Origin of the sequence: Bifidobacterium simiarum (genome assembly GCF_002802905.1) — a bacterium.
Lineage (GTDB): Bacteria > Actinomycetota > Actinomycetes > Actinomycetales > Bifidobacteriaceae > Galliscardovia > Galliscardovia simiarum.
The window spans coordinates 90,596-112,763 of record NZ_PEBK01000005.1 but is presented as its reverse complement, the minus strand read 5'-3'; the positions used below and the strand labels follow the sequence as shown (position 1 = coordinate 112,763).

The 22,168-nt window shown below is 60.1% G+C and carries 15 protein-coding genes and 2 CRISPR repeat arrays; of the genes, 2 read left to right on the top strand and 13 right to left on the bottom strand.

Annotated features, from left to right (window positions below; translation table 11 throughout):
* Positions 1-81 precede the first annotated feature (81 nt).
* The 7 genes from CSQ87_RS06100 to argH form a co-directional block, all read right to left on the bottom strand.
* Positions 82-435 (bottom strand): rhodanese-like domain-containing protein, encoded by a 354-nt coding sequence (locus tag CSQ87_RS06100; protein WP_100512986.1) that lies wholly within the window; start codon positions 433-435, stop codon positions 82-84.
* Positions 436-487: 52 nt separating this feature from the next.
* A complete protein-coding gene (gene thiF, locus CSQ87_RS06095; RefSeq protein WP_100512985.1) occupies positions 488-1,297 on the bottom strand; it encodes a thiazole biosynthesis adenylyltransferase ThiF in 810 nt (269 codons plus the stop codon).
* Positions 1,298-1,417: 120 nt separating this feature from the next.
* Entirely contained in the window at positions 1,418-2,284 is an 867-nt protein-coding gene (locus CSQ87_RS06090; protein ID WP_165776761.1) for a thiazole synthase, read from the bottom strand.
* Between the two features lie 58 nt (positions 2,285-2,342).
* Entirely contained in the window at positions 2,343-2,537 is a 195-nt protein-coding gene (thiS, locus tag CSQ87_RS06085; RefSeq protein ID WP_100512983.1) for a sulfur carrier protein ThiS, read from the bottom strand.
* A 373-nt stretch (positions 2,538-2,910) separates the two neighbouring features.
* Complete coding sequence (locus CSQ87_RS11310) at positions 2,911-3,990, bottom strand: putative ABC transporter permease (RefSeq protein WP_100512981.1); 1,080 nt, start codon at positions 3,988-3,990, stop codon at positions 2,911-2,913.
* Positions 3,987-4,556 carry an HD domain-containing protein gene (locus CSQ87_RS06070; protein ID WP_207761108.1) on the bottom strand — a complete coding sequence of 190 codons (570 nt, stop codon included), beginning with the start codon at positions 4,554-4,556 and terminating at the stop codon, positions 3,987-3,989. Before CSQ87_RS06070 ends, CSQ87_RS11310 begins: the two co-directional genes overlap by 4 nt.
* Before the next feature lie 217 nt (positions 4,557-4,773).
* Positions 4,774-6,246 carry an argininosuccinate lyase gene (argH, locus tag CSQ87_RS06065; protein ID WP_100512980.1) on the bottom strand — a complete coding sequence of 491 codons (1,473 nt, stop codon included), beginning with the start codon at positions 6,244-6,246 and terminating at the stop codon, positions 4,774-4,776.
* Positions 6,247-7,000: 754 nt separating this feature from the next.
* Positions 7,001-7,437: direct repeats of the CRISPR family, unit length 33 nt; unit sequence ATTTCAATCCACGCCCCTCATGGGAGGGGCGAC.
* 200 nt (positions 7,438-7,637) lie between these two features.
* Here argH and istA point away from each other — a divergent pair.
* Together istA and istB are read left to right on the top strand one after the other, a co-directional pair.
* Positions 7,638-9,119, top strand: coding sequence for an IS21 family transposase (gene istA / locus CSQ87_RS06060; protein WP_100512979.1), 1,482 nt, complete (start codon positions 7,638-7,640; stop codon positions 9,117-9,119).
* Positions 9,120-9,121: 2 nt separating this feature from the next.
* Complete coding sequence (istB, locus tag CSQ87_RS06055) at positions 9,122-9,907, top strand: IS21-like element helper ATPase IstB (RefSeq protein ID WP_100512978.1); 786 nt, start codon at positions 9,122-9,124, stop codon at positions 9,905-9,907.
* 124 nt (positions 9,908-10,031) lie between these two features.
* Positions 10,032-16,170: direct repeats of the CRISPR family, unit length 33 nt; unit sequence ATTTCAATCCACGCCCCTCGTGGGAGGGGCGAC.
* A 259-nt stretch (positions 16,171-16,429) separates the two neighbouring features.
* Here istB and cas2 read toward each other — a convergent pair.
* From cas2 to cas5c, 6 genes are all read right to left on the bottom strand, one after another.
* Entirely contained in the window at positions 16,430-16,720 is a 291-nt protein-coding gene (gene cas2, locus CSQ87_RS06050; protein WP_100513107.1) for a CRISPR-associated endonuclease Cas2, read from the bottom strand.
* 57 nt (positions 16,721-16,777) lie between these two features.
* Positions 16,778-17,809 (bottom strand): type I-C CRISPR-associated endonuclease Cas1c, encoded by a 1,032-nt coding sequence (gene cas1c / locus CSQ87_RS06045; RefSeq protein WP_100512977.1) that lies wholly within the window; start codon positions 17,807-17,809, stop codon positions 16,778-16,780.
* Positions 17,806-18,501, bottom strand: a complete 696-nt coding sequence (gene cas4, locus CSQ87_RS06040) for a CRISPR-associated protein Cas4 (protein ID WP_423734779.1) — start codon at positions 18,499-18,501, stop codon at positions 17,806-17,808. Before cas4 ends, cas1c begins: the two co-directional genes overlap by 4 nt.
* Positions 18,502-18,582: 81 nt before the next feature.
* On the bottom strand, positions 18,583-19,515 hold the full coding sequence (gene cas7c / locus CSQ87_RS06035) for a type I-C CRISPR-associated protein Cas7/Csd2 (RefSeq protein WP_100512975.1): 933 nt from the start codon (positions 19,513-19,515) through the stop codon (positions 18,583-18,585).
* A complete protein-coding gene (cas8c, locus tag CSQ87_RS06030; RefSeq protein ID WP_100512974.1) occupies positions 19,508-21,292 on the bottom strand; it encodes a type I-C CRISPR-associated protein Cas8c/Csd1 in 1,785 nt (594 codons plus the stop codon). The genes cas7c and cas8c overlap by 8 nt, the downstream gene beginning before the upstream one ends.
* Positions 21,289-21,945, bottom strand: coding sequence for a type I-C CRISPR-associated protein Cas5c (cas5c, locus tag CSQ87_RS06025; RefSeq protein ID WP_100512973.1), 657 nt, complete (start codon positions 21,943-21,945; stop codon positions 21,289-21,291). The genes cas8c and cas5c overlap by 4 nt, the downstream gene beginning before the upstream one ends.
* Positions 21,946-22,168 lie beyond the last annotated feature (223 nt).

Below are 22,168 nucleotides of genomic sequence, written 5' to 3'. Positions count from 1 at the left end.
TGAATATCGCTGGTTCCAGCAACACTACAGTTTCTCAGGACATCACGACAGTGCCGGACGACGGCGCCGGCTCCGACGACATCACATGCGGTTTTCGCCGCCCGTTTCGTCCCGTTCGGCAAGATACCGCTCGTAGGCCTGGAACCCGCCGTCGAGGTTGATCGCCTCGTAGCCGCGGTCCGCGAGGATCTCGGCCACCTCCTCGCTCCAGCTGCCCTCCCGGCAGAACACGACCACCGGCCGGTCCTTGGGCACGGTGCGCAGCACATGCGGCAGCGGGTCGAACGGCACGTTGATCGCGCCGGGAATGCCGTGGGCCTCCACCTCGTGCGGCTCGCGCAGGTCGAGCAGCGTCACCGTACCGTAGTCGAGGTTCGCGAACTCCTCCGGCGTCATCCGCCCGATCTCGGGCTCGTCGTCATCGTCGATCAGCATGATTGTGATTCGTCTCCCTTCTTCCCTGTCTTCCCTGTCGGATCTCGCCCTGTCAGATCGCGCAGGCCGGCTGCACGTAGTTGTCCGCGTCGAGCGCGGTGATCGTCGGCCGCTCGCCGCACACCGGGCAGTCGGGCACCCGCTCGGGCAGCGGCACGGTGCGAATCTTCATGGTCAGCATGTCGGCGGTGAGCATCCGGGCGACCAGCGGATCGCCGGCGCCGGTGATGAGCTTGACCACCTCCACGGCCTGCAGACTGCCGATCACGCCCACGGCCGCGCCGAGCACGCCGGCTTCGCGGCAGGTCGGAATCTCGCCGGCGGCCGGCATCTCGCGGAAGATGCATCGATAGCACGGTCCCTCGCCGGGCACGTAGTCCATGACCTGCCCGGCGAACCGCACCACGCCGCCGTGCACGAACGGCTTGCCGGCCAGCACGCAGGCGTCGTTGATCAGGAACTTCGCGGCGAAATTGTCGGTGGCATCCACGATCACGTCATAGTCGGCGATGAGATCGGCGATGTTGCCGGCATCCACCGTGGCGCGGATCGCGTTGACCGTCACGTCGGGGTTCAGCGCGGTCATCCGCCGGGCCGCGGACTCGACCTTCGGCACACCGACCGAATCGTTCGTGTGGATGATCTGCCGCTGCAGATTGCTCAGATCCACCACGTCGTCGTCCACGATGCCGATCGTGCCCACGCCGGCCGCCGCCAGATACAGGCCGACCGGCGAGCCCAGTCCCCCGGCGCCGATGATCAGCACCCGGGCCCTGAGCAGGCGCTTCTGCCCGCGCACGCCGACGTCCTTGAGGATCAGATGACGTGCGTACCGTTCCAACTGTTCGTCCGAAAGTCCCATGACCTTCCCTTGTCGCTTCCTCGTTCCGCTGTGATGTTCCGGCCGCACCGGCTATTCCGGTTATTCCGGCTGTTCCGGTGTCGTGTTCCGGCCCCGTATCCGATCAGTGCAGGTACCCGGTCAGTGCAGGTATCCGGTGGTCGGGCTGGACGGCACGGCCTGTCCCTCGGTGACCTTGCCCAGTCCCGACAGGTACGCCGCACGGCCCGCGGCGATCGCGTCCTTGAACGCCTTGGCCATCAGCGGGATGTTGCCTGCCGAGGCCACGGCCGTGTAGGCCATCACCGCGTCGGCACCCATCTCCATCGCCTCGCACGCCTGGCTCGGACGACCGATGCCCGCGTCGATGATCACCGGCACGTTGGCGTTGGCGATGATGATCTTGATGAAGTCGCGCATGCGCAGACCCATGTTCGAGCCGATCAGCGAGCCCAGCGGCATGACCGCGGCCGCGCCGGCCTCTTCGAGCTGGCGGGCGGCGATCGGATCGGGGAACATGTACGGCATCACCACGAAACCCTCCTTGGCCAGCATCTCGGTGGCGCGGATGGTTTCGGCGTTGTCGGGCAGCAGGTACTTGGTCTCGTGCTCGATCTCCACCTTCACGAAGTCGGTGTGGCATACCTCGCGGGCGAGCCGGGCGATGCGCACCGCCTCCTCGGCGTTGCGGGCGCCCGACGTGTTCGGCAGCAGCGTGATGCCCTCGGGAATGTAGTCGAGCACGCTGTTCTCCGTGGTCTGGGCGCGGCGCAGCGCCATCGTCACGATCTGCGTGCCTGCGTGCTCCACGGTGGCCTTGATGAGGTTGAGATCGTAGCGGCCGGAACCGAGGATGAACCGGGACTCGAACTCGTGGCCGCCGAGGTTCAGCGGCTTGTCGACCACTTCGGGCGTCGGGGCGGCGGTGCCCACGGGATTGACGACGCTCGGCTGCGGGGGCAGCGGGGTGTTGGCGACGGATTCCTCGGTGACGGGATTGGGGATCATGATGGCTCCTTCATTGGGGTTGGATGGACACGGTTTGGATGGAAAACGGCGCGGCGCCTCAGCCGCCCTGAACGAACTGGACGATCTCCATGACGGCCTGATCGTGCAGCATGGTCTCGGCCCGACGCTCGCGGGGGATGATGGCCCCGTCGAGCTCCACGGCCACGCGCTCGGCGCGGTAGCCGTGCGATTCCAGATAGTCGGCGACGCTCACCGGTTCGGCGAGTGCGACCTGTTCCCCGTTCACCTGCATAGATTCCTCCAGATACGAAAAAAGGGCGCACGAAAGCAAGCCGTACCCGTGGTGGTGCGCCCCTTCATGAACCCAATCATGCTGTCTTCGATTATTCGGCCGACCATCCCGCCGTCATCGCCGGGTTCTCGGTCCGCAATCGCTGGGGCTGTAATCGCTAGGACTGCAATCACCTCGCGTGCACACATCCGATACCACGATCCTTACGGCGGCATGATCCGCATCAAGTCAACGGTCGAAGTCGCACGACACCTGCCGCGCGGCCTCCTCTCAGCCGAAAAGGCTCCCGTTCGCTATCGTTGTTCACCCTACCGGGCCATATCGACCTCGACGGCCGATCGGACGGGGCTCAGGCGTGTCAGTCCCGCAGGTTCTACCGGCCGTTCCGCGTGTCGGATCGGTGCGGATCGCCGGATGTCTGCTGCAATCCGGACGTATCCTGCGATTCGGCCGGGACCTCGGTCAGCCGCTTGCGCAGCTGGACGATGATGTCGGTGTATCCGTTGGCACGCAGGTGCGGGAACGAACGGATCATGCGCTTCTGCTGGCCGCTGAGCATGCCGGTCAGGGTTTCGTACAGGCGATCGTACATCCGGTTCGCGGTGGCGATCGGCGTGCCGGACAGTCTTCTCACCTGTTCCACGGCCGTGCCGAGACGCTCCCCCGCCACACTGATCCGGCTGCCGGCCGCGCCCGCCACCGTGTACAGGGTCTCCGCGGCACCGGAGACCGCACCCGATACCGCGCCGGAGACCGCGGTCGGCACGGCGGCGACGGCGGTCTGCCTCAGCTCACCGGCCGTCTGCCGCAATCCGCCCGCGGTCTGCCTGATCTCCCCGGCGAACTCGGCAAGGCGCTCATAGAAGCCGCTGAAGCCGACGACCGTCACCGTCAGATCGATCGCCGTGACGACGATCAGCACCACGGCGGCCAGGTGCAGCCACTGCTGCGGCACCATGTCGGTCACGCGATACACCACCGGCTGCGTGACCTCCACGATCAGCAGGCCCCCGATGCCGAACACGATCGCACCGAGCAGGCAGATGCGGCCGTTGAGGTTGAACCGGAAGTTCGAATAGTCCCACCAGCGGGCGTGGAAGAGCCTCTCCATCGTCCACGACGTCACGTATTCGAGCAGGCAGGCGCCGATCGCACCGGCGAAGAAGATCGTGACTGGGTAGCCGCGCAACGGGGTGAGCAGGACGATGCCCAGCACCGCGCCGGCCCCGTAGATCGGGCACAGCGGGCCGTTGAGGAATCCGCGGTTGACGAACCGGCGCTCCTGCACGGAGACAAGAATCGTCTCGTACACCCAGCCGCAGAAGCTGTAGAGCACGCCCCACAGGAACAGCTTCTCGAGCAGGATGGCGACGGTGGGGAGAGCGATGGCTAAGAGGGTGATGGCGGGCAGGGTCAGGGCTGATGCGGTGATGGCGGATGCGGATGCGATCATTGCGTGGCCTTCATTCGTCGCTGCGGGCGCGGCGGTTTCGGCAGTTCCGGCTTCGGCAGTTCCGGCTTGGAGAACCGGGCCATCGAGAAGGTTTCGCGGGTGGCGCTGATCTTGTCGGCCATGGTGATCAGATAGCCTTCAAGGTATCGCGGCGGGCGCGGGGTCATCGGGAACATGTGGTTGGCGATGCTGTCGCGTTCCACGGCGTTGAGATGGAAGTCCTTCAACGCGTTGGCGAGGGCGGCGTGGCCGTGGGTGAAGCCGTGCAGGCGGTGCGTGCCGTTGTCCCACGCATGCCAGTCGTAGAGAAAGTAGTCGTGCAGCAGGGCCGCGCGGATCAGCGAGCGCAGATCGACGTGATGCCACAGGTGCAGCCGGTCGGCGAAGTACACGGCAAGGCAGGCCACGCGGATCGAATGGGCGTAGGTGGTGACGGCTCCGTGCTGGAAGCAGGTGCGTTCGAACTGCATGTGCTCGTGCGTCAGGATCTCCCTGCCATGATGGTCGACCAATGCTCTGATGTCGTTTCTGGTCAGCAGACGTCCCACGATGCTTGATGCTCCCATCCGTTCACGATGTTGGCGTATTACTCGTCCGATTCTAGATACTGTACGGAGGCGCGGCACTCGTCCGCAGGAATGAAAAACCCGCCCCGGGAACGAGGCTCGTCGGGCAATGATGTGCCGGCGGCGTTCGCGGGGCGGGTTGGTCGGGCGGGTCCGGACCGGATGGTGTCGGGCCGGATGGTGTCGGGCCGGATGGCCGATCCCGGAAATGGATTGCTTACAGCGTTTCGGGGGCCTTGTAGGCGGGGCCGTCGGACGTGGAGGAGGCGAAGAGCTTGAGCTCCTCGACCTCGGCCTTGGCGTCGACGATCTGCTCGCGCACACGGCCGAACGCGGTGCCGCCCTTGCCGTTGCGGGAGTTGACGGAACCGCGGCTGGAGAGCACCTCACGAACCTTGGGGGCCTTGTCGGCGGGCAGGAAGTCGGCGAACACGTCGGCGAAGTCCGCGTCGGTGAGGTCCCACAGCTCCTGGCCGCGGCCTTCGGCGATCTTCACGCAGGCGCCGGAAAGCTCGTGGGCGTGGCGGAACGGCACACCGTTCTTGACGAGCCATTCGGCGATGTCGGTGGCGAGGGCGAAACCGGTGGGGGCCTCGGCCTCGAGACGGTCGGCGTCGAAGTGCATGGTGCGCACCATGCCGGTGAAGGCGGGCAGCAGCACCTCGAGGGTGTCGACCTGGTCGAACACGGCTTCCTTGTCTTCCTGCAGGTCGCGCGCGTAGGCGGTGGGCAGGCCCTTGAGCGTGGCGAGCAGGCCGGTCAGGTCGCCGATGAGACGGCCGGACTTGCCGCGGGCGAGCTCGGCGATGTCGGGGTTCTTCTTCTGCGGCATGATCGAGGAGCCGGTGGAGTAGGCGTCGTCAAGCTTGACGAAGGCGAACTCCTGCGTGTTCCAGATGATGATCTCCTCAGACAGGCGGGAGATGTCGACGCCGGTCATGGCGGCGATGAACGCGAATTCGGCGACGAGATCGCGGGCGGCGGTGCCGTCGATGGAGTTGTCGGTCACCTTGGAGAAGCCGAGCTCGTGGGCCACGGCCTCCGGGTCGAGACCGAGCGTGTTGCCGGCGAGCGCGCCGGAGCCGTAGGGGCTGGCGTTGATGCGCTTGTCCCAGTCGATGAGGCGCTTGATGTCGCGCATCAGCGGCCAAGCGTGGGCCATGAGCTGGTGGGCAAGCAGGACGGGCTGGGCGTGCTGCATGTGGGTGCGGCCGGGCATGACGGTGTGGCCGGCCTTCTCGGACTGGGCGATCAGCGCGTTGACGAGGCCGATGAGCTCGCCGGCGATCACGCGGGCGTGGCGGCGCAGCCACATGCGGATCAGGCAGGCGATCTGGTCGTTGCGGGAACGGCCGGCGCGCAGCTTGCCGCCGAGCTCGTCGCCGGCGATCTCCAGCAGGCCACGTTCCAGGGCGGTGGCCTCGTCCTCGTCGTCCTCGATGGGGGCGAAGGCGCCGGAGTCGACGCGGCGCTGCAGCTCGTCGAGGGCGGCCTCCATGCGGGACAGCTCGTCGTCGGTGAGCAGGCCGGCGCGGCCCAGAGCGCGGGCGTGGGCGCGGGAGCCGGCGATGTCGTCGTCGGCCAGACGCCAGTCGAACTGGGTGGACTTGCTCAGTCGGGCCAGCTCGGGCGACGGACCGGAGGTGAAGCGGCCGCCCCACAGGGCGAGGTGTTCGGTGTTCTCAGCCATGATGAATGCAATGCTCCTTATGACACTCGTATGACACTGACGCAATGACATTGCTGCAGTGGCGCTGACGCAATGACACTGATGACAAGCGCGAAATCGCTGTTGTTCAGCGTATCAGCGCGGTCCAACAATGTGGGGTGGGTGGGGTTGGTGTGGGTTGGAGTTGGTTGAGTATTGTTTGGCGAATGCACGGCGTGCGATAGGTGTGGGTGCATGACGTGCATGACGCCGGTGTCGCATGCGACACGGAACGCTCCGATCGCCGCCATCATCATTCCCTGACAGCAATCCATGACACGTCATACAGAATCGCCATTCGCCATCACTCCCTACCACAAACCAGTATCACGGAACACGGCAATCCTCCACCAACGCCATTCTCTGCCACTAATTGCAGCGCAGAGTCCCGCTCCCATGGATATTCCCCTTCCCTGCCAAACCCCGCCAGCCGCATAACCATCTCCGTTGGAATCCCAACGCTCTCCCCCACAACAAAACCCACATGACCCAGCACGGAATCCCCACTCCACACAATCCCACATTCCATGCCCTGCATCCATAAGCACGCTGACCCTAAAACACCCACCCCTTATGCATATCCTCAAAGAAACTCCAAGAGATCGAGCCCTAAGAGGTCCTTTCTCAAGCAACAGGAAGATAATTGCTCGACACCTCATTCATTTCTCAGATTTCAATCTGTGCCCCTCGCAGGAGGAGCGACCCGGCTCACGCAGCGCAGCTACGTGGACAACCAATTTCAATCCACGCCCCTCGCGGGAGGAGCGACTCCGACCGGATGCGGGCGTTAGTCTGCGTGAAATTTCAATCCACGCCCCTCATGGGAGGGGCGACCACGTCTCCTGTTCTACAGGGTCGGAGAACTCACCATTTCAATCCACGCCCCTCGCGGGAGGGGCGACCTAGCCGTTATCTTGCGTGGAAACTGTTCAGCACGATTTCAATCCACGCCCCTCATGGGAGGGGCGACGGCAAGGTCCGCGGCCTCATGTATGGCCTGACGGTATTTCAATCCACGCCCCTCATGGGAGGGGCGACTAATGGGAATCACCAATCAAGGAGGTCAGGAATGATTTCAATCCACGCCCCTCGCGGGAGGGGCGACCCGGTGGCCTTCATGCGCGTGGTGGTGGTCGGGATATTTCAATCCACGCCCCTCGCGGGAGGGGCGACCTCGGACAGGCGTACATCATCGCCTATGGTGTGTCTGTTCAATAGAAAGTGGGCCGTGTGTGCATGTGGAAAGTTTCCAAATGAGCGGCAGCTTTTAGTCCATATCAGCGTGTGGTGAGAATCGAACACCGGCCCGTCCTGCCGTACTAGTTTCCCGAGTCGGAAGCAAACCTTGTTGGTTTTCTCGGGAAAGGAAAGGAATGACGGTACCGGTGTCCGTACAACAACGTATCAGGGTGCTTGACGCGCATGGCATGTCATGGAGAAGCATCGCGAAAGAGGTGGGCGTGGCCCGCGACACGGTCGCGAAATACGCCGGGAAGGAGGATTGCTCGCCCGAGCCGCCACGGGCGGCCGTGCGGCCGTCGAAGCTCGACCCGTACAGGTCGACGGTCGACGGATGGCTGGAGGCCGACCGGTTCATGCCGCGCAAGCAGCGGCACACCGCCAAACGCGTGTACGACCGGCTCGTTGCCGAGCATGGCTACCAGGGCTCGTATTCGCCGGTGCAGCGGTACGTGAAGCGTTGGCGAGAGGAGCACAGGCCTCCGCAGGACGGGTTCCTGGAATTGCAATGGCGTCCGGGCGAGGCGCAGGTCGATTTCGGCCTGTCGCGGGCCGTGGTCGGCGGGGACCGGGTCGACGTGCATTGCCTGGTGGTCACTTTCCCGTATTCGAACATGCGCTATTGCGTGGCCCTGCCCGGGGAGAACGCGGAATGCGTGTGTCAGGGACTGCGTATGGTGTTCGAGCACATTGGCATGGCCCCGCCGGCGCTGGTGCTCGACAACGCCACCGGCGCCGGCCATAGGGTCGCATGGGACAAGGTCAGCATCGTCAAGGTGTTCGAACTGTTCGTGGCGCATTACCGGCTCGAGGTCAGGTTCTGCAATCCGGAGTCGGGCAACGAGAAGGGCAGCGTGGAGAACGCGGTCGGGTTCCTGCGCCGCAACATCATGGTGCCCCTGCCCGACGCGGAGTCCTACGGCCAGTTGACCCGGTACATGCTGGAGCGGTGCGACGGCATGGCCAGGGCGGCCCATTACCGCAAGGGGGCGCCGGTCGCGGATTTGTTCGCCGGGGAGAAGACGAGCATGCAGCCGCTGCCAGCCAAGCCCTACGACGCGATCCGCTGGGAGACCAGGAAGGCCGACAAGGACGGGCGCGTGCAGGTCGACGGCAAGTACTACCTCGCCGGCCCTTCATGGCGCGGCTGGAATCTCGACGTCGGGCTGCGCGCGTTCGACGTGACGATCCGCACCCAGGACGGGCGCACCTGCGCCAGACTGCCGCGCGTGTACGGGGACGCGCCGGCCACGGTGCGCAACCCCGCCACGCTCCTGCCCGCACTGGGCCGCAAGACCAACGCGTGGCCCGATTCCACCATCCGCGACGACTTTCCCGGCAAACTCCGGCTCGCCATCGACCACATGGACGCCAAGGCGAGACGCAACGCGTTCCGGCTCATCTGCAAGGCCAGCGACCAATCCGGGTTCGAGGCCGCCGTCCAGGCCGGAGAGCACATCATCGAGCAGGGCCACGAGCTCGACGAGGCCAGCCTGACCACCATGGCCCGCCGCATCGCCGCCGGCGAGAGGCCGTACGAGCAGGCCGCGCCCGACCTGACCGGGTACGACGTGTTCATGAAACCCGGCCGGGAACGGGAAGGGAAGGAGGCATAGCCATGGGAGCCCATCGCCCGCCGGTCGTCATGCCCGACACGAAACGCCGCCGCGCGTCCACCGGCGAGAAGATCGAAACGATCATGAGACTGGCCAGACGACTGCCGCTGACCCGTCAGGTCCTCGCCGACCAGCTCGCCCACGCCACCCCCGGCCAGATGGAGTTCATGGAATCGTGGATGAACGCCGAGATCGGATCCCGGGAACGCTCCAAACGCTCCCGGCTCCTCAAACAGGCCGGGTTCCCGGCCGATAAGGAACTCGACGGGTACGACTGGACCCCGGTCCGCTTCCCCGTCGACTACGGCAGGCAGCGGCTCGAGACCCTCGACTTCATCGCCGGCCACGACGACCTCGTCCTGTTCGGGCCTCCCGGCACCGGCAAGACCCACCTCGCCATCGCGCTCGGCAGGAACGCGTGCCGCAGGGGCACGCCCGTACGATACTTCACGGCCGCGAGCCTGGTCATGCGACTCCTCAGGGCCCAAACGGACAACCGGCTCGACAAGGAGCTCGCGCTGATCGGCCGGATGCCGCTGATGATCATCGACGAACTCGGCTACGTGCCCATCGACGAGGAAGGCAGTCGTCTCCTGTTCCAGGTCGTCACCAACGCGTACGAGACCCAGAGCATCATCTACACCACCAACATCGAGTTCAGTGGATGGGGCAGGATCTTCGGCGACCCCAACATGGCCGCCGCGATCATCGACCGCACCGTCCACCACGGACGGATGATCCGCTTCGAGGGCGAATCCTGGCGCAAGACCCACGCCCTCATGCAATAACCAAACACAACCAACGACAGGACCGGCCAACGCCCAAACGGCCTAAAACCAGCCGTTCAAACGGACCAAAAGAAACGCCGAAACGGCCTACCTCAACTTGACAAAACACAGCCTATGGCAACAAATTTCAAGCCACGCCCCTCGCGGGAGGGGCGACTGGCGTATCACGTCCTGAACATTTGTACAACGTGATTTCAATCCACGCCCCTCGCGGGAGGGGCGACCTGGATCCCGAGACCGCGTCGGACGACGAGTGATTTCAATCCACGCCCCTCGTGGGAGGGGCGACCCCCTCCACGCTCAAGGACCACTTCGTGAGCCTATTTCAATCCACGCCCCTCGTGGGAGGGGCGACGGTGACGCCCCATGCGGCGTACCCGTACACGCTATTTCAATCCACGCCCCTCGTGGGAGGGGCGACCTGGCCGTATGCATGGTCTTGCAGAGTCTGGTCATTTCAATCCACGCCCCTCGTGGGAGGGGCGACATATCCTCCTTAGCAGTATTACTGCCAAGCGAGAATTTCAATCCACGCCCCTCGTGGGAGGGGCGACTCATATGCCCTCCCTGCTCTGCGGAATGCTCCAATTTCAATCCACGCCCCTCGTGGGAGGGGCGACACGCGACGGGACACGCCACGGTCGATCAGCGAATTATTTCAATCCACGCCCCTCGTGGGAGGGGCGACCGGGTACATTAGCGAGCTTAACGAGTTCGGTGAATTTCAATCCACGCCCCTCGTGGGAGGGGCGACGGTCCAGCACGTCCTCGTCGTCGTACATGTCGAAATTTCAATCCACGCCCCTCGTGGGAGGGGCGACCTGCGGCAGACCACCGGCTGGCTGACCGACGACCCATTTCAATCCACGCCCCTCGTGGGAGGGGCGACGCAGGCGAACACGCTCATGGCCTTGAACTACACGGATTTCAATCCACGCCCCTCGTGGGAGGGGCGACATGATGATGGGCTTGTCGCTCATGGATGGCTCCTGATTTCAATCCACGCCCCTCGTGGGAGGGGCGACCATGTAATCATCAGCTACCAAGGAGGTCAGGAATGATTTCAATCCACGCCCCTCGTGGGAGGGGCGACGCGAGCCACGCGGCGATCGAATCCTTGCCGCAGATTTCAATCCACGCCCCTCGTGGGAGGGGCGACCAATGTGCTCGACGACCTCAACCACGGCACCAAATTTCAATCCACGCCCCTCGTGGGAGGGGCGACGAGCCCCGCGACCCGACACCGATCGACTGCGTGATTTCAATCCACGCCCCTCGTGGGAGGGGCGACGTTTGATCGATCACTATGTTGCCGTTCATGACGGTATTTCAATCCACGCCCCTCGTGGGAGGGGCGACCAAGACCGCCACCATTCCAGCAACCACATGGAAATTTCAATCCACGCCCCTCGTGGGAGGGGCGACCGGGGATCGAATTGCGTGAGGAACAGATCGAGGCATTTCAATCCACGCCCCTCGTGGGAGGGGCGACCGAACGGCGTGATCGAGGGCCTGCACGACGACGTATTTCAATCCACGCCCCTCGTGGGAGGGGCGACCCCTTGGTGGCCCCTACGAGCACATCGGGTTCGGATTTCAATCCACGCCCCTCGTGGGAGGGGCGACGCGCAATGCATCTGATCGACGACGAGGAACCAATGATTTCAATCCACGCCCCTCGTGGGAGGGGCGACAGGGCAAGCGCCAAGAAGGCCGGCGCACGACTGATTTCAATCCACGCCCCTCGTGGGAGGGGCGACCCGGCAGAAGCTCGACAAGCGCAACCGCAGGCAGTGATTTCAATCCACGCCCCTCGTGGGAGGGGCGACAGGCGTAGCCGGACGCCTTGCCCAGCTTCTCCTTATTTCAATCCACGCCCCTCGTGGGAGGGGCGACCCGATTCCCAGATGGTCACGCTTTCGGGGTCGATATTTCAATCCACGCCCCTCGTGGGAGGGGCGACAGGCGACGACCTCATCACCACCTCCACAGATACATTTCAATCCACGCCCCTCGTGGGAGGGGCGACGCGAACAAGCAGTGGTCGGACGCCGCCGAGAAATTTCAATCCACGCCCCTCGTGGGAGGGGCGACACAACCGGGCGACGTGATCACCCCCGGCCACGAGCATTTCAATCCACGCCCCTCGTGGGAGGGGCGACTGCCGCCTGCTGGACGCCCCGAGGACGGCCCTGACATTTCAATCCACGCCCCTCGTGGGAGGGGCGACCGCACCGGGGTGAGCCGGTCGGGGCTGTTCTCACAATTTCAATCCACGCCCCTCGTGGGAGGGGCGACCGACCAGCGTCCTCAACTGGCTGCCCTTGAAATATTTCAATCCACGCCCCTCGTGGGAGGGGCGACTTACCAACGATCAAAGGAGTCGATCATGGCAACCATTTCAATCCACGCCCCTCGTGGGAGGGGCGACGCGGGTCGGGGCAGTAGATCACGAGGCTGAACGAATTTCAATCCACGCCCCTCGTGGGAGGGGCGACGTGCTGCCCAGATACTGCCGATCGTATCCGGGCAAATTTCAATCCACGCCCCTCGTGGGAGGGGCGACTGCCTCGGCCGCCCAAGGGGCCGGAGAATTCGGCATTTCAATCCACGCCCCTCGTGGGAGGGGCGACCTGCTGCACGCCACCGGCCTCAGCTACATCAAATTTCAATCCACGCCCCTCGTGGGAGGGGCGACGCGCGTGAACTGCGCCGTGAGATCGTTGAGCAGATTTCAATCCACGCCCCTCGTGGGAGGGGCGACTATGGCTTACGCCATGCCCTGATTGGGTGTTCCAATATTTCAATCCACGCCCCTCGTGGGAGGGGCGACGGTCCGAGGCCTCGGAGACGGCCGGGCACGTTGAATTTCAATCCACGCCCCTCGTGGGAGGGGCGACCGACCGGCTCCACCACATGATCAATCGGCATGAAATTTCAATCCACGCCCCTCGTGGGAGGGGCGACCCTTCGCCTTCTCGGGTTCGGCTTCCACGCGCCGATTTCAATCCACGCCCCTCGTGGGAGGGGCGACCCGACCAGACCGTCTATGATCTGTCGGACATTCAATTTCAATCCACGCCCCTCGTGGGAGGGGCGACCGTTGATTCGTGCGGTTTCCTGGTGGCCGTCGGCATTTCAATCCACGCCCCTCGTGGGAGGGGCGACTGGCGTCGCGCTGGGAGGCGATGAGATCGTACAGATTTCAATCCACGCCCCTCGTGGGAGGGGCGACCACGTCGCCGCGGGTGACGATGCGACCGGCGACCTTATTTCAATCCACGCCCCTCGTGGGAGGGGCGACGACCTCATGATCGACCGTCAGGAAGTGATTTGCAGATTTCAATCCACGCCCCTCGTGGGAGGGGCGACCTCCGACGGCAGCGACGAGGCGCAGCGCTTCCAATTTCAATCCACGCCCCTCGTGGGAGGGGCGACCGGATCTCATCCCAGATGGGCGCCGGATTCGTCGATTTCAATCCACGCCCCTCGTGGGAGGGGCGACCGTCCAATCGGATGTCGTCGTCGCCCTGCGGGCTATTTCAATCCACGCCCCTCGTGGGAGGGGCGACCCGCACCACCGACATCCACGTGACACTCACATGATTTCAATCCACGCCCCTCGTGGGAGGGGCGACTAGGATTCGTCGCGTTCGGTTCCCGCTCGTAGCCTATTTCAATCCACGCCCCTCGTGGGAGGGGCGACACACGAGGGCCGCGTCGGCGGGCAGGTATTGGATATTTCAATCCACGCCCCTCGTGGGAGGGGCGACGAGGTTGGTCATCATGGTGACGTCCATGTCGGTATTTCAATCCACGCCCCTCGTGGGAGGGGCGACTGCGTATCTCGGCATCCCGAAGAGCTACACCACATTTCAATCCACGCCCCTCGTGGGAGGGGCGACGCCCTAACACTCCTCTCCACCTTCCTCGCCGGATGATTTCAATCCACGCCCCTCGTGGGAGGGGCGACCGCCGTGCGAAACGGCACCCAACCTACCCAAGGAATTTCAATCCACGCCCCTCGTGGGAGGGGCGACGCTGGGCGGCCAGAACTGGAGTCCGGAGACACGATTTCAATCCACGCCCCTCGTGGGAGGGGCGACCTGATGACCTGCGCCTTGAGCCATGCGGTGAGTGTATTTCAATCCACGCCCCTCGTGGGAGGGGCGACGCTCATACGGGGTCGAGTACCGGTTGAGGCCGAATTTCAATCCACGCCCCTCGTGGGAGGGGCGACGTTGACGCGAACACCTAGTGGACCGTGCGGGAGTCATTTCAATCCACGCCCCTCGTGGGAGGGGCGACTGTGCTGGCGGAGCCATGCGAGGGCGTTCGGGGTATTTCAATCCACGCCCCTCGTGGGAGGGGCGACCAGGGCCAGCAGCAGCGCATGGCCGCCGCGTTCGAATTTCAATCCACGCCCCTCGTGGGAGGGGCGACGGAATGGCATTGACGATTAGGGGTGGCACCGCCAATTTCAATCCACGCCCCTCGTGGGAGGGGCGACGCACGGACGGGGTACGTCGTGGTGACATCCTGTGATTTCAATCCACGCCCCTCGTGGGAGGGGCGACTCGACCAGACCGAGGACATGCTTCAGGACGTATGCGTATTTCAATCCACGCCCCTCGTGGGAGGGGCGACGCTCGAACTGCCCGGTTGCACACATATTGGAGAGATTTCAATCCACGCCCCTCGTGGGAGGGGCGACAACACGTCGTCATCCCCTGCACCTCCGAGGAAATATTTCAATCCACGCCCCTCGTGGGAGGGGCGACACCAGCTCGAAACCCGCATCGAAACCCCAGCCCAAATTTCAATCCACGCCCCTCGTGGGAGGGGCGACGGGAGCGGGAGCCTGCTGCCCCGTGGGCTGGCTATTTCAATCCACGCCCCTCGTGGGAGGGGCGACTGCCGGGCACGGTGATAAATCGCAGTGATCATTTATTTCAATCCACGCCCCTCGTGGGAGGGGCGACGGTCGGATCAATCGTGGTGGGTTCAAGGCGTTGCCATTTCAATCCACGCCCCTCGTGGGAGGGGCGACCAACAAAATGGCCTCCCTCCCGCAATAACGTGGATTTCAATCCACGCCCCTCGTGGGAGGGGCGACATCATTCGCCGGCTTTCGGGCGGAGCGCGTATTCATTTCAATCCACGCCCCTCGTGGGAGGGGCGACAGCACGCACATGACGAACATGCACGTGCCGATCGTATTTCAATCCACGCCCCTCGTGGGAGGGGCGACTTGCGGCGCGGAGAGATAGCGCGCCTGCACACGATTTCAATCCACGCCCCTCGTGGGAGGGGCGACGTCCTCCCTTAGTTCAAGGCTTCGGTGAGGCGGGTATTTCAATCCACGCCCCTCGTGGGAGGGGCGACATGTATGCGGCGGCGGGCAGGACCAGCGGCACGGTATTTCAATCCACGCCCCTCGTGGGAGGGGCGACGTCGCGGTCCAGCAGGGGCGTGTAGCGGTTGTGGGTATTTCAATCCACGCCCCTCGTGGGAGGGGCGACTCGGTCATCCGCATCGGCCCCGAAACCAACATATTTCAATCCACGCCCCTCGTGGGAGGGGGCGACTCGGCCTCCTTGGCGGCCGCTCGGAGTCGAACGTATTTCAATCCACGCCCCTCGTGGGAGGGGGCGACTGCACGAGACGGCGGTGAATGCGCGGACGGCCAAATTTCAATCCACGCCCCTCGTGGGAGGGGGCGACTTGGCCGTCGTCTTCGGCACGTCCAGCAGGCGGCAATTTCAATCCACGCCCCTCGTGGGAGGGGGCGACCGACTGGCCGCGGAATGCGGTCTCAGACGAGGCATTTCAATCCACGCCCCTCGTGGGAGGGGGCGACCGCTGACGGTGCCGCCGGTGTTGACCTGTCCCTTATTTCAATCCACGCCCCTCGTGGGAGGGGGCGACCCGCGGCGGCGCTGATGGAGTCCCTGATGGACGAATTTCAATCCACGCCCCTCGTGGGAGGGGGCGACGGAGAGTGTGCATCTGATGGTCGCGCAGTATGCATTTCAATCCACGCCCCTCGTGGGAGGGGGCGACTTCGGGTTCACCTTGTTCCTTCTCTCCTTGCTAATTTCAATCCACGCCCCTCGTGGGAGGGGGCGACCTGCCAGATCTGGCGGCCGGCTTGGGTCTTGGTATTTCAATCCACGCCCCTCGTGGGAGGGGGCGACCACGACGGGCGTGCGCCGCGGCGACATCCTCTGATTTCAATCCACGCCCCTCGTGGGAGGGGGCGACCGCGGAAATGGTCAGCCCTTTCCAGCATGTGAAAGGGACTTCCATTACCGATGCTGATTATAGCGGATAGGCAGTCGCATATTCACGAAAAGCTACGTCGCTGCTCAGCAATTGCCATATAATCGTCCACTTTGTAATTATCAACCATCAAGAAGAATCGAAAGTGTCTCCTAAAAATTCAATCACGACGGTGCGAAAGATCCCAGATTTCATGAGAGCTTGTTTATCGCACTCGTAGAAGGCCTTGAATGTCGACAATCAAAGCATCATCACATCGTCAACTGGAATGTGTCTTTTTACACCATGATGTTCAATCTTCGAAGAATACCGCGATCCAAGATTGTAGTAGCGCAGACTGTCACATGTCTCATCCATAATCGCCGACAAATCATGCTTCAGCAATAGATAATCGGACGGCGTAACTAAGCATTCGAAAACACTGTTCTGCACACGCTGGCCGTACTTCATGCAGATTTTAGCGACATTCCGCAATCGTCGTTTGCCTGCTGATGTTTCCGTGTTGACATCGTAAGTTACAACAACCATCATCATTCATCTCGTTTCTGCCAGGCTATTGTTTTCCTATGCACATTTTCTACGATTGCATCACTTCCACATAAATGGTGGATATGCATCTAAATCTCCGCGAATGGCACGGCTCAACAACAGCGCCTGCGCATGAGGAACCAACCCCCACTGTAGCTTTTCCTTAAAAAATGGATGAGTAATCGTCTCTTGCTTGCGTTTCTGCCATGCGGCAAGCACGGTTTTACGACCCTCATCGGAAAGGAAGACTCCGCCATTCTCACGAATCTCAAACTGGGATGGTTTAATCTTCCCGGTATTGACCAAAGTCAGTGCGAACCGGTCGGCAATGGCCGGACGGAATTCCTCGACAAGATCCAATGCTAGAGAGGCCCTTCCCGGCCTATCAGTATGCAGAAACCCCACATAGGGATCGAGCCCCACTCCTTGCAAGGCAGCGACACAATCACTAGTCAACAATGCATATATGAACGACAGCAATGCGTTCATCCGATCCAACGGTGGTCGACGGCTCCGCTCCTGGAAGAAGAAATCGTCTTTGTTCCGCAGAATCAGATCATCAAACGTAAAGAAATAGTCCTTAGCGGCCAGTCCTTCCACGCCACGCAGTCCATCTACAGATGAGCACTTACAAGCATTCAACAGGGCTTGCCGTAGTTTTTCACTTTGCTCCGAGATACGTTCACTGTTAACTCGCAGCGTGTGGTCACGTTTGGTTCGCTCAAGAACCCAACGGCAGTTGTATATTTTCCCGACGATAAATGATTGCGCAAAGGGCAACGCCTCGCTCTCATCATCGGCGAAACGGAACTGTTCACGTCGAAGAAGAACATTGCGATTCTTCTCACCAAGTACGGAACAGTAGTATCGTCCTCTTGGGGAGAAGAACGAAAGACCTAAACCAAATTCAGCGCATTTTCCCATCAATGCCGGAGAAGCACCTTTATAGGAGAAATCCATAATGCTCTCCAAAGATCGAAGCGGAATCTTCCCGAGAACGGAATCCCCCTGCTGCACGACAACGTTGTCATTTTCCAACGATAAGTAAGCGTCCTCACTAGTGACGTAAAGCGTATTGAGCAACTGCCTCATCCCCGAGGATCTCCTTCTCCGATTTCCGCGTGTACCGTTTCTTCAATGAATTTCCTAGCGGATAGCGTTTTGTTCAGTTCTGGCAGACAGATATCACGTAATGAACACGAACGACATGACTTTGACGGTTTGACTTTTGGAGTATATCCGCGTTTGAGCAAATCGTGCATCTCACGTGTCATTGCGGCGACTTGCCCCTTCAACTGAGAGTCGAAGGAAACCCGCTCTCTCCGCTTGATCTGTTGATAGAATAACGCGCCTTCAGAAATAGGGCATGCCAGCATCTCTTCCAAGCACATGGCCTCAGCACACAACTGGAGTCGATCCGCATCCAGTCGTTTAGGTTTGCCGTGCTTGTATTCCACAGGATACGGCAACCAGCTACCAGTCCGTCCCTGTAGGGGTACACCATTGATATCTTGACGGAATTCAACAACATCGCATGCACCGGTAATACCTAGGCGACGAGAAAATACCCGTAGATCACGCATGATGAGTAAATCACCGCGCGTCTCTGACTGAGCATAATCATGCGCGCGATCATGTTCCAGGGAACCTGCAGTCGTAAGGTAATTGTCCTGCCACTGCTGCTCAATGTGAATCAGCGCCCACTGTCGCCTGCAAAACGAAAAATGCTGAATCCCTGAAAGAGCCAACCAATCGTCCTCAGGATAATCCGCTGGCATGGGCACCCCCTTGCTTATAGAAACAATGTACATACGCCGGAGTCGAGAAAACAAAGCAAAAATCTCCCGGCTCCGGCATCAATGGCATTACACTCCGTGATCGACCAGTTCGTCCACTGTTATCGAGGACGGAATTGTTTCCTTGTTCACTTTGATGTCATAGTCGCTGAAGCGGCGTGCGACATCCACGTCATCACGTTTATGCACATCGATGGCGTCGAACAGCTTCCACGATGGAGCATCGCCGAGTGCACTGCTGTGCTTGAACACGTACAACTTGCGAACGGCCATGTTTCCGCGAGCGGCAGAACGGTCGAATTCGAACATGTTCAGAATTGCCTGCCACAGCATATCAAGGTCCTCATTGCAAAAACCTGTGATGTTCTGGGCAAGTTTGGCTGATACATAACCATTCATACGATACAGACCATACGGGATGATGAACTTGTTGCCCATCGTGTTGTTCTTCTCTGCGGCGTCGGCCTCCGTCGTTACAGCGATACGAGTGATGGAAATCTCCTGCACATCGACGGGGTCGATGGAGCGGGCAAAGCCCAACTGGACCGGCCCGCGCACCTGTCCACTCGCCAGATTGCCTTTGACAAAGGTAGTCATCACGGCACCAAACGTTCTGATATCAAAGAAATTAGCGCACATGTAGTCTCGCAATCGACGGTCCAGCTTAGGATCATTCTTCTTCAGCGCCTTGATCTCCTTGGCAAGGTCCTTGTTCTCAAGCGGGGCCTTAATACCTTCGGCCTCTAGCGCCTCAGCATCCAGCCGATTGAGGGTCTTTCTGTTTTGGATGTAAATACGCCAAGGGAATTCACCATCCATAGCCAACTGCACGTAGTCACGAATCTTACGTTTGATGCAGACATCTGTTACCAACCCGTTTCCGGTTTCAATATCGACACGCGGCATATTGCCAGAGTCTGGATCCCCATTAGGGTTACCATTCTCCACGTCGAAAAGAATGGTGAAATCATAACGGTTTTCGATGGGGGTATGCTCAGTCATGGTCTGCTCCTTGTCCGTTATTGTCTATGTTCTTGTCTACGTTCTTGTTTTTCTTGATGAATCGTCGTTGGTTCTCGAAGTAGTATCCAAGCTGAAAGGCCCCTTGCTCCTCAAGGGTCAATCGGACCGGATAACGATCCCCTATCTTTTCGGCAAGTTCATCACGAAGCATGGCGAGATTCTTCTTCTGGCCTTCGTATTCCCAAGATTTTCTCATATGAGGCACTTCCAGCCTTCCCAGAATCGGGAATATACGAGCTGGAGTCGCTGCCGCCGCAGTGAAATACCTGTCTTTGATTGTTGTTTTGATACTAGGTATGGCCGCTAACTGAATTTGTTCATATACGGAGAACAAACGCCCAAGTACATATGGCAGGTAGTCGCTCTCTGTGTTGATATTCATTTGCAGCACCTCCTTGAATTTCTCATTGGTTGTTTTGCGTAGGTAATATGCTTTGATAATCGCAGCCTTATCAGGGGAAATGTCACGTTCAGCATTGATTCGACGCTCCACGGCATTGATCAGAGTCACCGGATATGCAGTGCCGTTCAGTATCGCCTTCATAACCGCTCCGGCTAGTTCTGTCGATACTTTCACGTTCTTGTTCTGCTGTCTGATAGTTTGATTAAGCAAACGCCATGTCGGCAGAAAAATCGTCATGTCGCGATCAGGCCGCAGAATCTCGGTATCACGATAATGCTGTTCAATATTGCGGGCGAATTCACCGAACGAATTGGTCAAATAAAAACGAACCGATAGTCGTGCAGCATTAGGAGTCAATGCAAGCACATGGAACTCCTCATCAGGCCGAAGATGAATACCTCCATAGTCGTAGGGATGGCCTTGTGCCAGAGAGCTCATTGCCGCTTTGATCGTTGACTCATTCAATCCATTGGATTTGTGGCCTTGCAAATGGCCGAACAAGTCAGGATATGCGGTCTCGCCGCAACGTGCCCACGATACGATCGTATCGTCACCGAGACGTTGGACTCGATCCTGATCCCTGAGCAATGCATTCAGCGCTGTTGTGTATTCATAGGCTTCTCGCTTGCTCATCGGTGCGTTTTCGTTTTGCTCGGCGCCACGCGAGCAAAACGCTGGGGCATTGAATGATATCAATGAGGCTCCAGATGACTGAGCCCCAACAACCCCCTTGATTTTGGGATGGGTTTTTTCCGGAATGATTTTTTTCCCGGAAACCAGACTGGTTATCGTCTCCGAATCGTTCTGATCTTCGCGATTGTAATAGGAATCCCAGGCTTCCTTCACGCTAACAACATCTCCGACAAATTCTGTATGCAAACCATCGGAGTATTGCAAGACGAAGTTCATCGACAGAGCGGTTTCCCAGACCATGTCTCCCATCAGACGACGCGCGGTCTCCCATTGAGCTTCACGTTCGAAGAACTTGCATACCGCAACTGCCGCTGGCTCCTTGACTCCTTTCAGTATGAGATGATGCAGTTCCCCACAGGCTTTGAATGACCGCGCTGCACGCTCCGGCTTACCTTTAGCGTCATAGCCGAGCATGTAAGCAACGGTGTCGCAGAGGAAATTGGATGCAATGCCCGAGGATCGGGTAACACGGGCAGGAACCGAAATGATATTTCTTGGTTTCTTCCCACTGAAATCCCCCAATGGATGTACCGCAATCAATGTTCCATCGTCATTAATGGCCAAACCATACGGCGCATTGATATTGTCATATCCGTAGACCGGCGCCTGATTCTTGGATACCAAAACGTCATATTCATGGCACAAATCGTCGATAATCATGATCGGACCTCCACTGATTCAAGATCCAGCACACCGTTATCCAGCGCAGCCCGAAAGAACAACGGATTGGGATGGGCGGAATCATGGTAGTCGAAGTCGTAAAACATGTAGCCCAATTCACGATGCCCCTGCTCAAAACCGATGGGATCATCGTCGCCTTCCCACAAACGGAAATTCGCGGGAAATTCGCGAGTCCCGAAGTAGGGATGATGGAAGCACTGTCCTTTGGACGCACGCCGCACGAAGATATTTTGGAACTTCGCCGCGGAATCGGTCAGCGACATTTTGTTCCGCAATAGTTCAAAATGCGCATCAATCACATATCTGACGTCACGCAATACCATGGATGATCGTTGCTGGATGGATTCTGAAGCGTAAATCGCACCGCCGTCACCGTTGCCTTCCGCCATCGAACGAATCTTGCTCGCGACAACGACGCTGTCAACCTCGTTACGACGTATATTGTCGAATCTGATGGGATTAAGCACATGAATGCGATCAACCCGCCAGTACAGACCAGGATGCCAAAAGATGGCGTCCAATATTCCACGTGCCGCCGATGGCGTCATGACATCATAGGTGACACGTTCGGTTTTGAACTCCGGTCGGGTAAAGAGAGCACGTTCTCCCCAAACTTCCAAACGTATTGGCATTGCCCCTCCTTTCATTGAGAGAGCAGTTGATTAGAACCTTTTTTGGTTCTTGGTTTCTGAGTATACAACACTGATTGATAAAAACAAACATGAACCTAAGAATAGCCATAAAGAAGAAGGGCCCGCGATATTATATTTGCAGCATCTCAACGAGACAGGCTTCCTGCATATGCAGCGATTCTCATTAGAGATGACGGACGCCTCTTGAAGGCGTGGATTGAAA

Coding starts and splice junctions, on each gene's coding strand:
- CSQ87_RS06100 (WP_100512986.1), bottom strand. CDS start 435: ATGCTGATCGACGATGACGACGAGCCCGAGATCGGGCGGATGACGCCG.
- thiF (WP_100512985.1), bottom strand. CDS start 1,297: ATGGGACTTTCGGACGAACAGTTGGAACGGTACGCACGTCATCTGATC.
- CSQ87_RS06090 (WP_165776761.1), bottom strand. CDS start 2,284: ATGATCCCCAATCCCGTCACCGAGGAATCCGTCGCCAACACCCCGCTG.
- thiS (WP_100512983.1), bottom strand. CDS start 2,537: ATGCAGGTGAACGGGGAACAGGTCGCACTCGCCGAACCGGTGAGCGTC.
- CSQ87_RS11310 (WP_100512981.1), bottom strand. CDS start 3,990: ATGATCGCATCCGCATCCGCCATCACCGCATCAGCCCTGACCCTGCCC.
- CSQ87_RS06070 (WP_207761108.1), bottom strand. CDS start 4,556: ATGGGAGCATCAAGCATCGTGGGACGTCTGCTGACCAGAAACGACATC.
- argH (WP_100512980.1), bottom strand. CDS start 6,246: ATGGCTGAGAACACCGAACACCTCGCCCTGTGGGGCGGCCGCTTCACC.
- istA (WP_100512979.1), top strand. CDS start 7,638: ATGACGGTACCGGTGTCCGTACAACAACGTATCAGGGTGCTTGACGCG.
- istB (WP_100512978.1), top strand. CDS start 9,122: ATGGGAGCCCATCGCCCGCCGGTCGTCATGCCCGACACGAAACGCCGC.
- cas2 (WP_100513107.1), bottom strand. CDS start 16,720: ATGATGGTTGTTGTAACTTACGATGTCAACACGGAAACATCAGCAGGC.
- cas1c (WP_100512977.1), bottom strand. CDS start 17,809: ATGAGGCAGTTGCTCAATACGCTTTACGTCACTAGTGAGGACGCTTAC.
- cas7c (WP_100512975.1), bottom strand. CDS start 19,515: ATGACTGAGCATACCCCCATCGAAAACCGTTATGATTTCACCATTCTT.
- cas8c (WP_100512974.1), bottom strand. CDS start 21,292: ATGATTATCGACGATTTGTGCCATGAATATGACGTTTTGGTATCCAAG.
- cas5c (WP_100512973.1), bottom strand. CDS start 21,945: ATGCCAATACGTTTGGAAGTTTGGGGAGAACGTGCTCTCTTTACCCGA.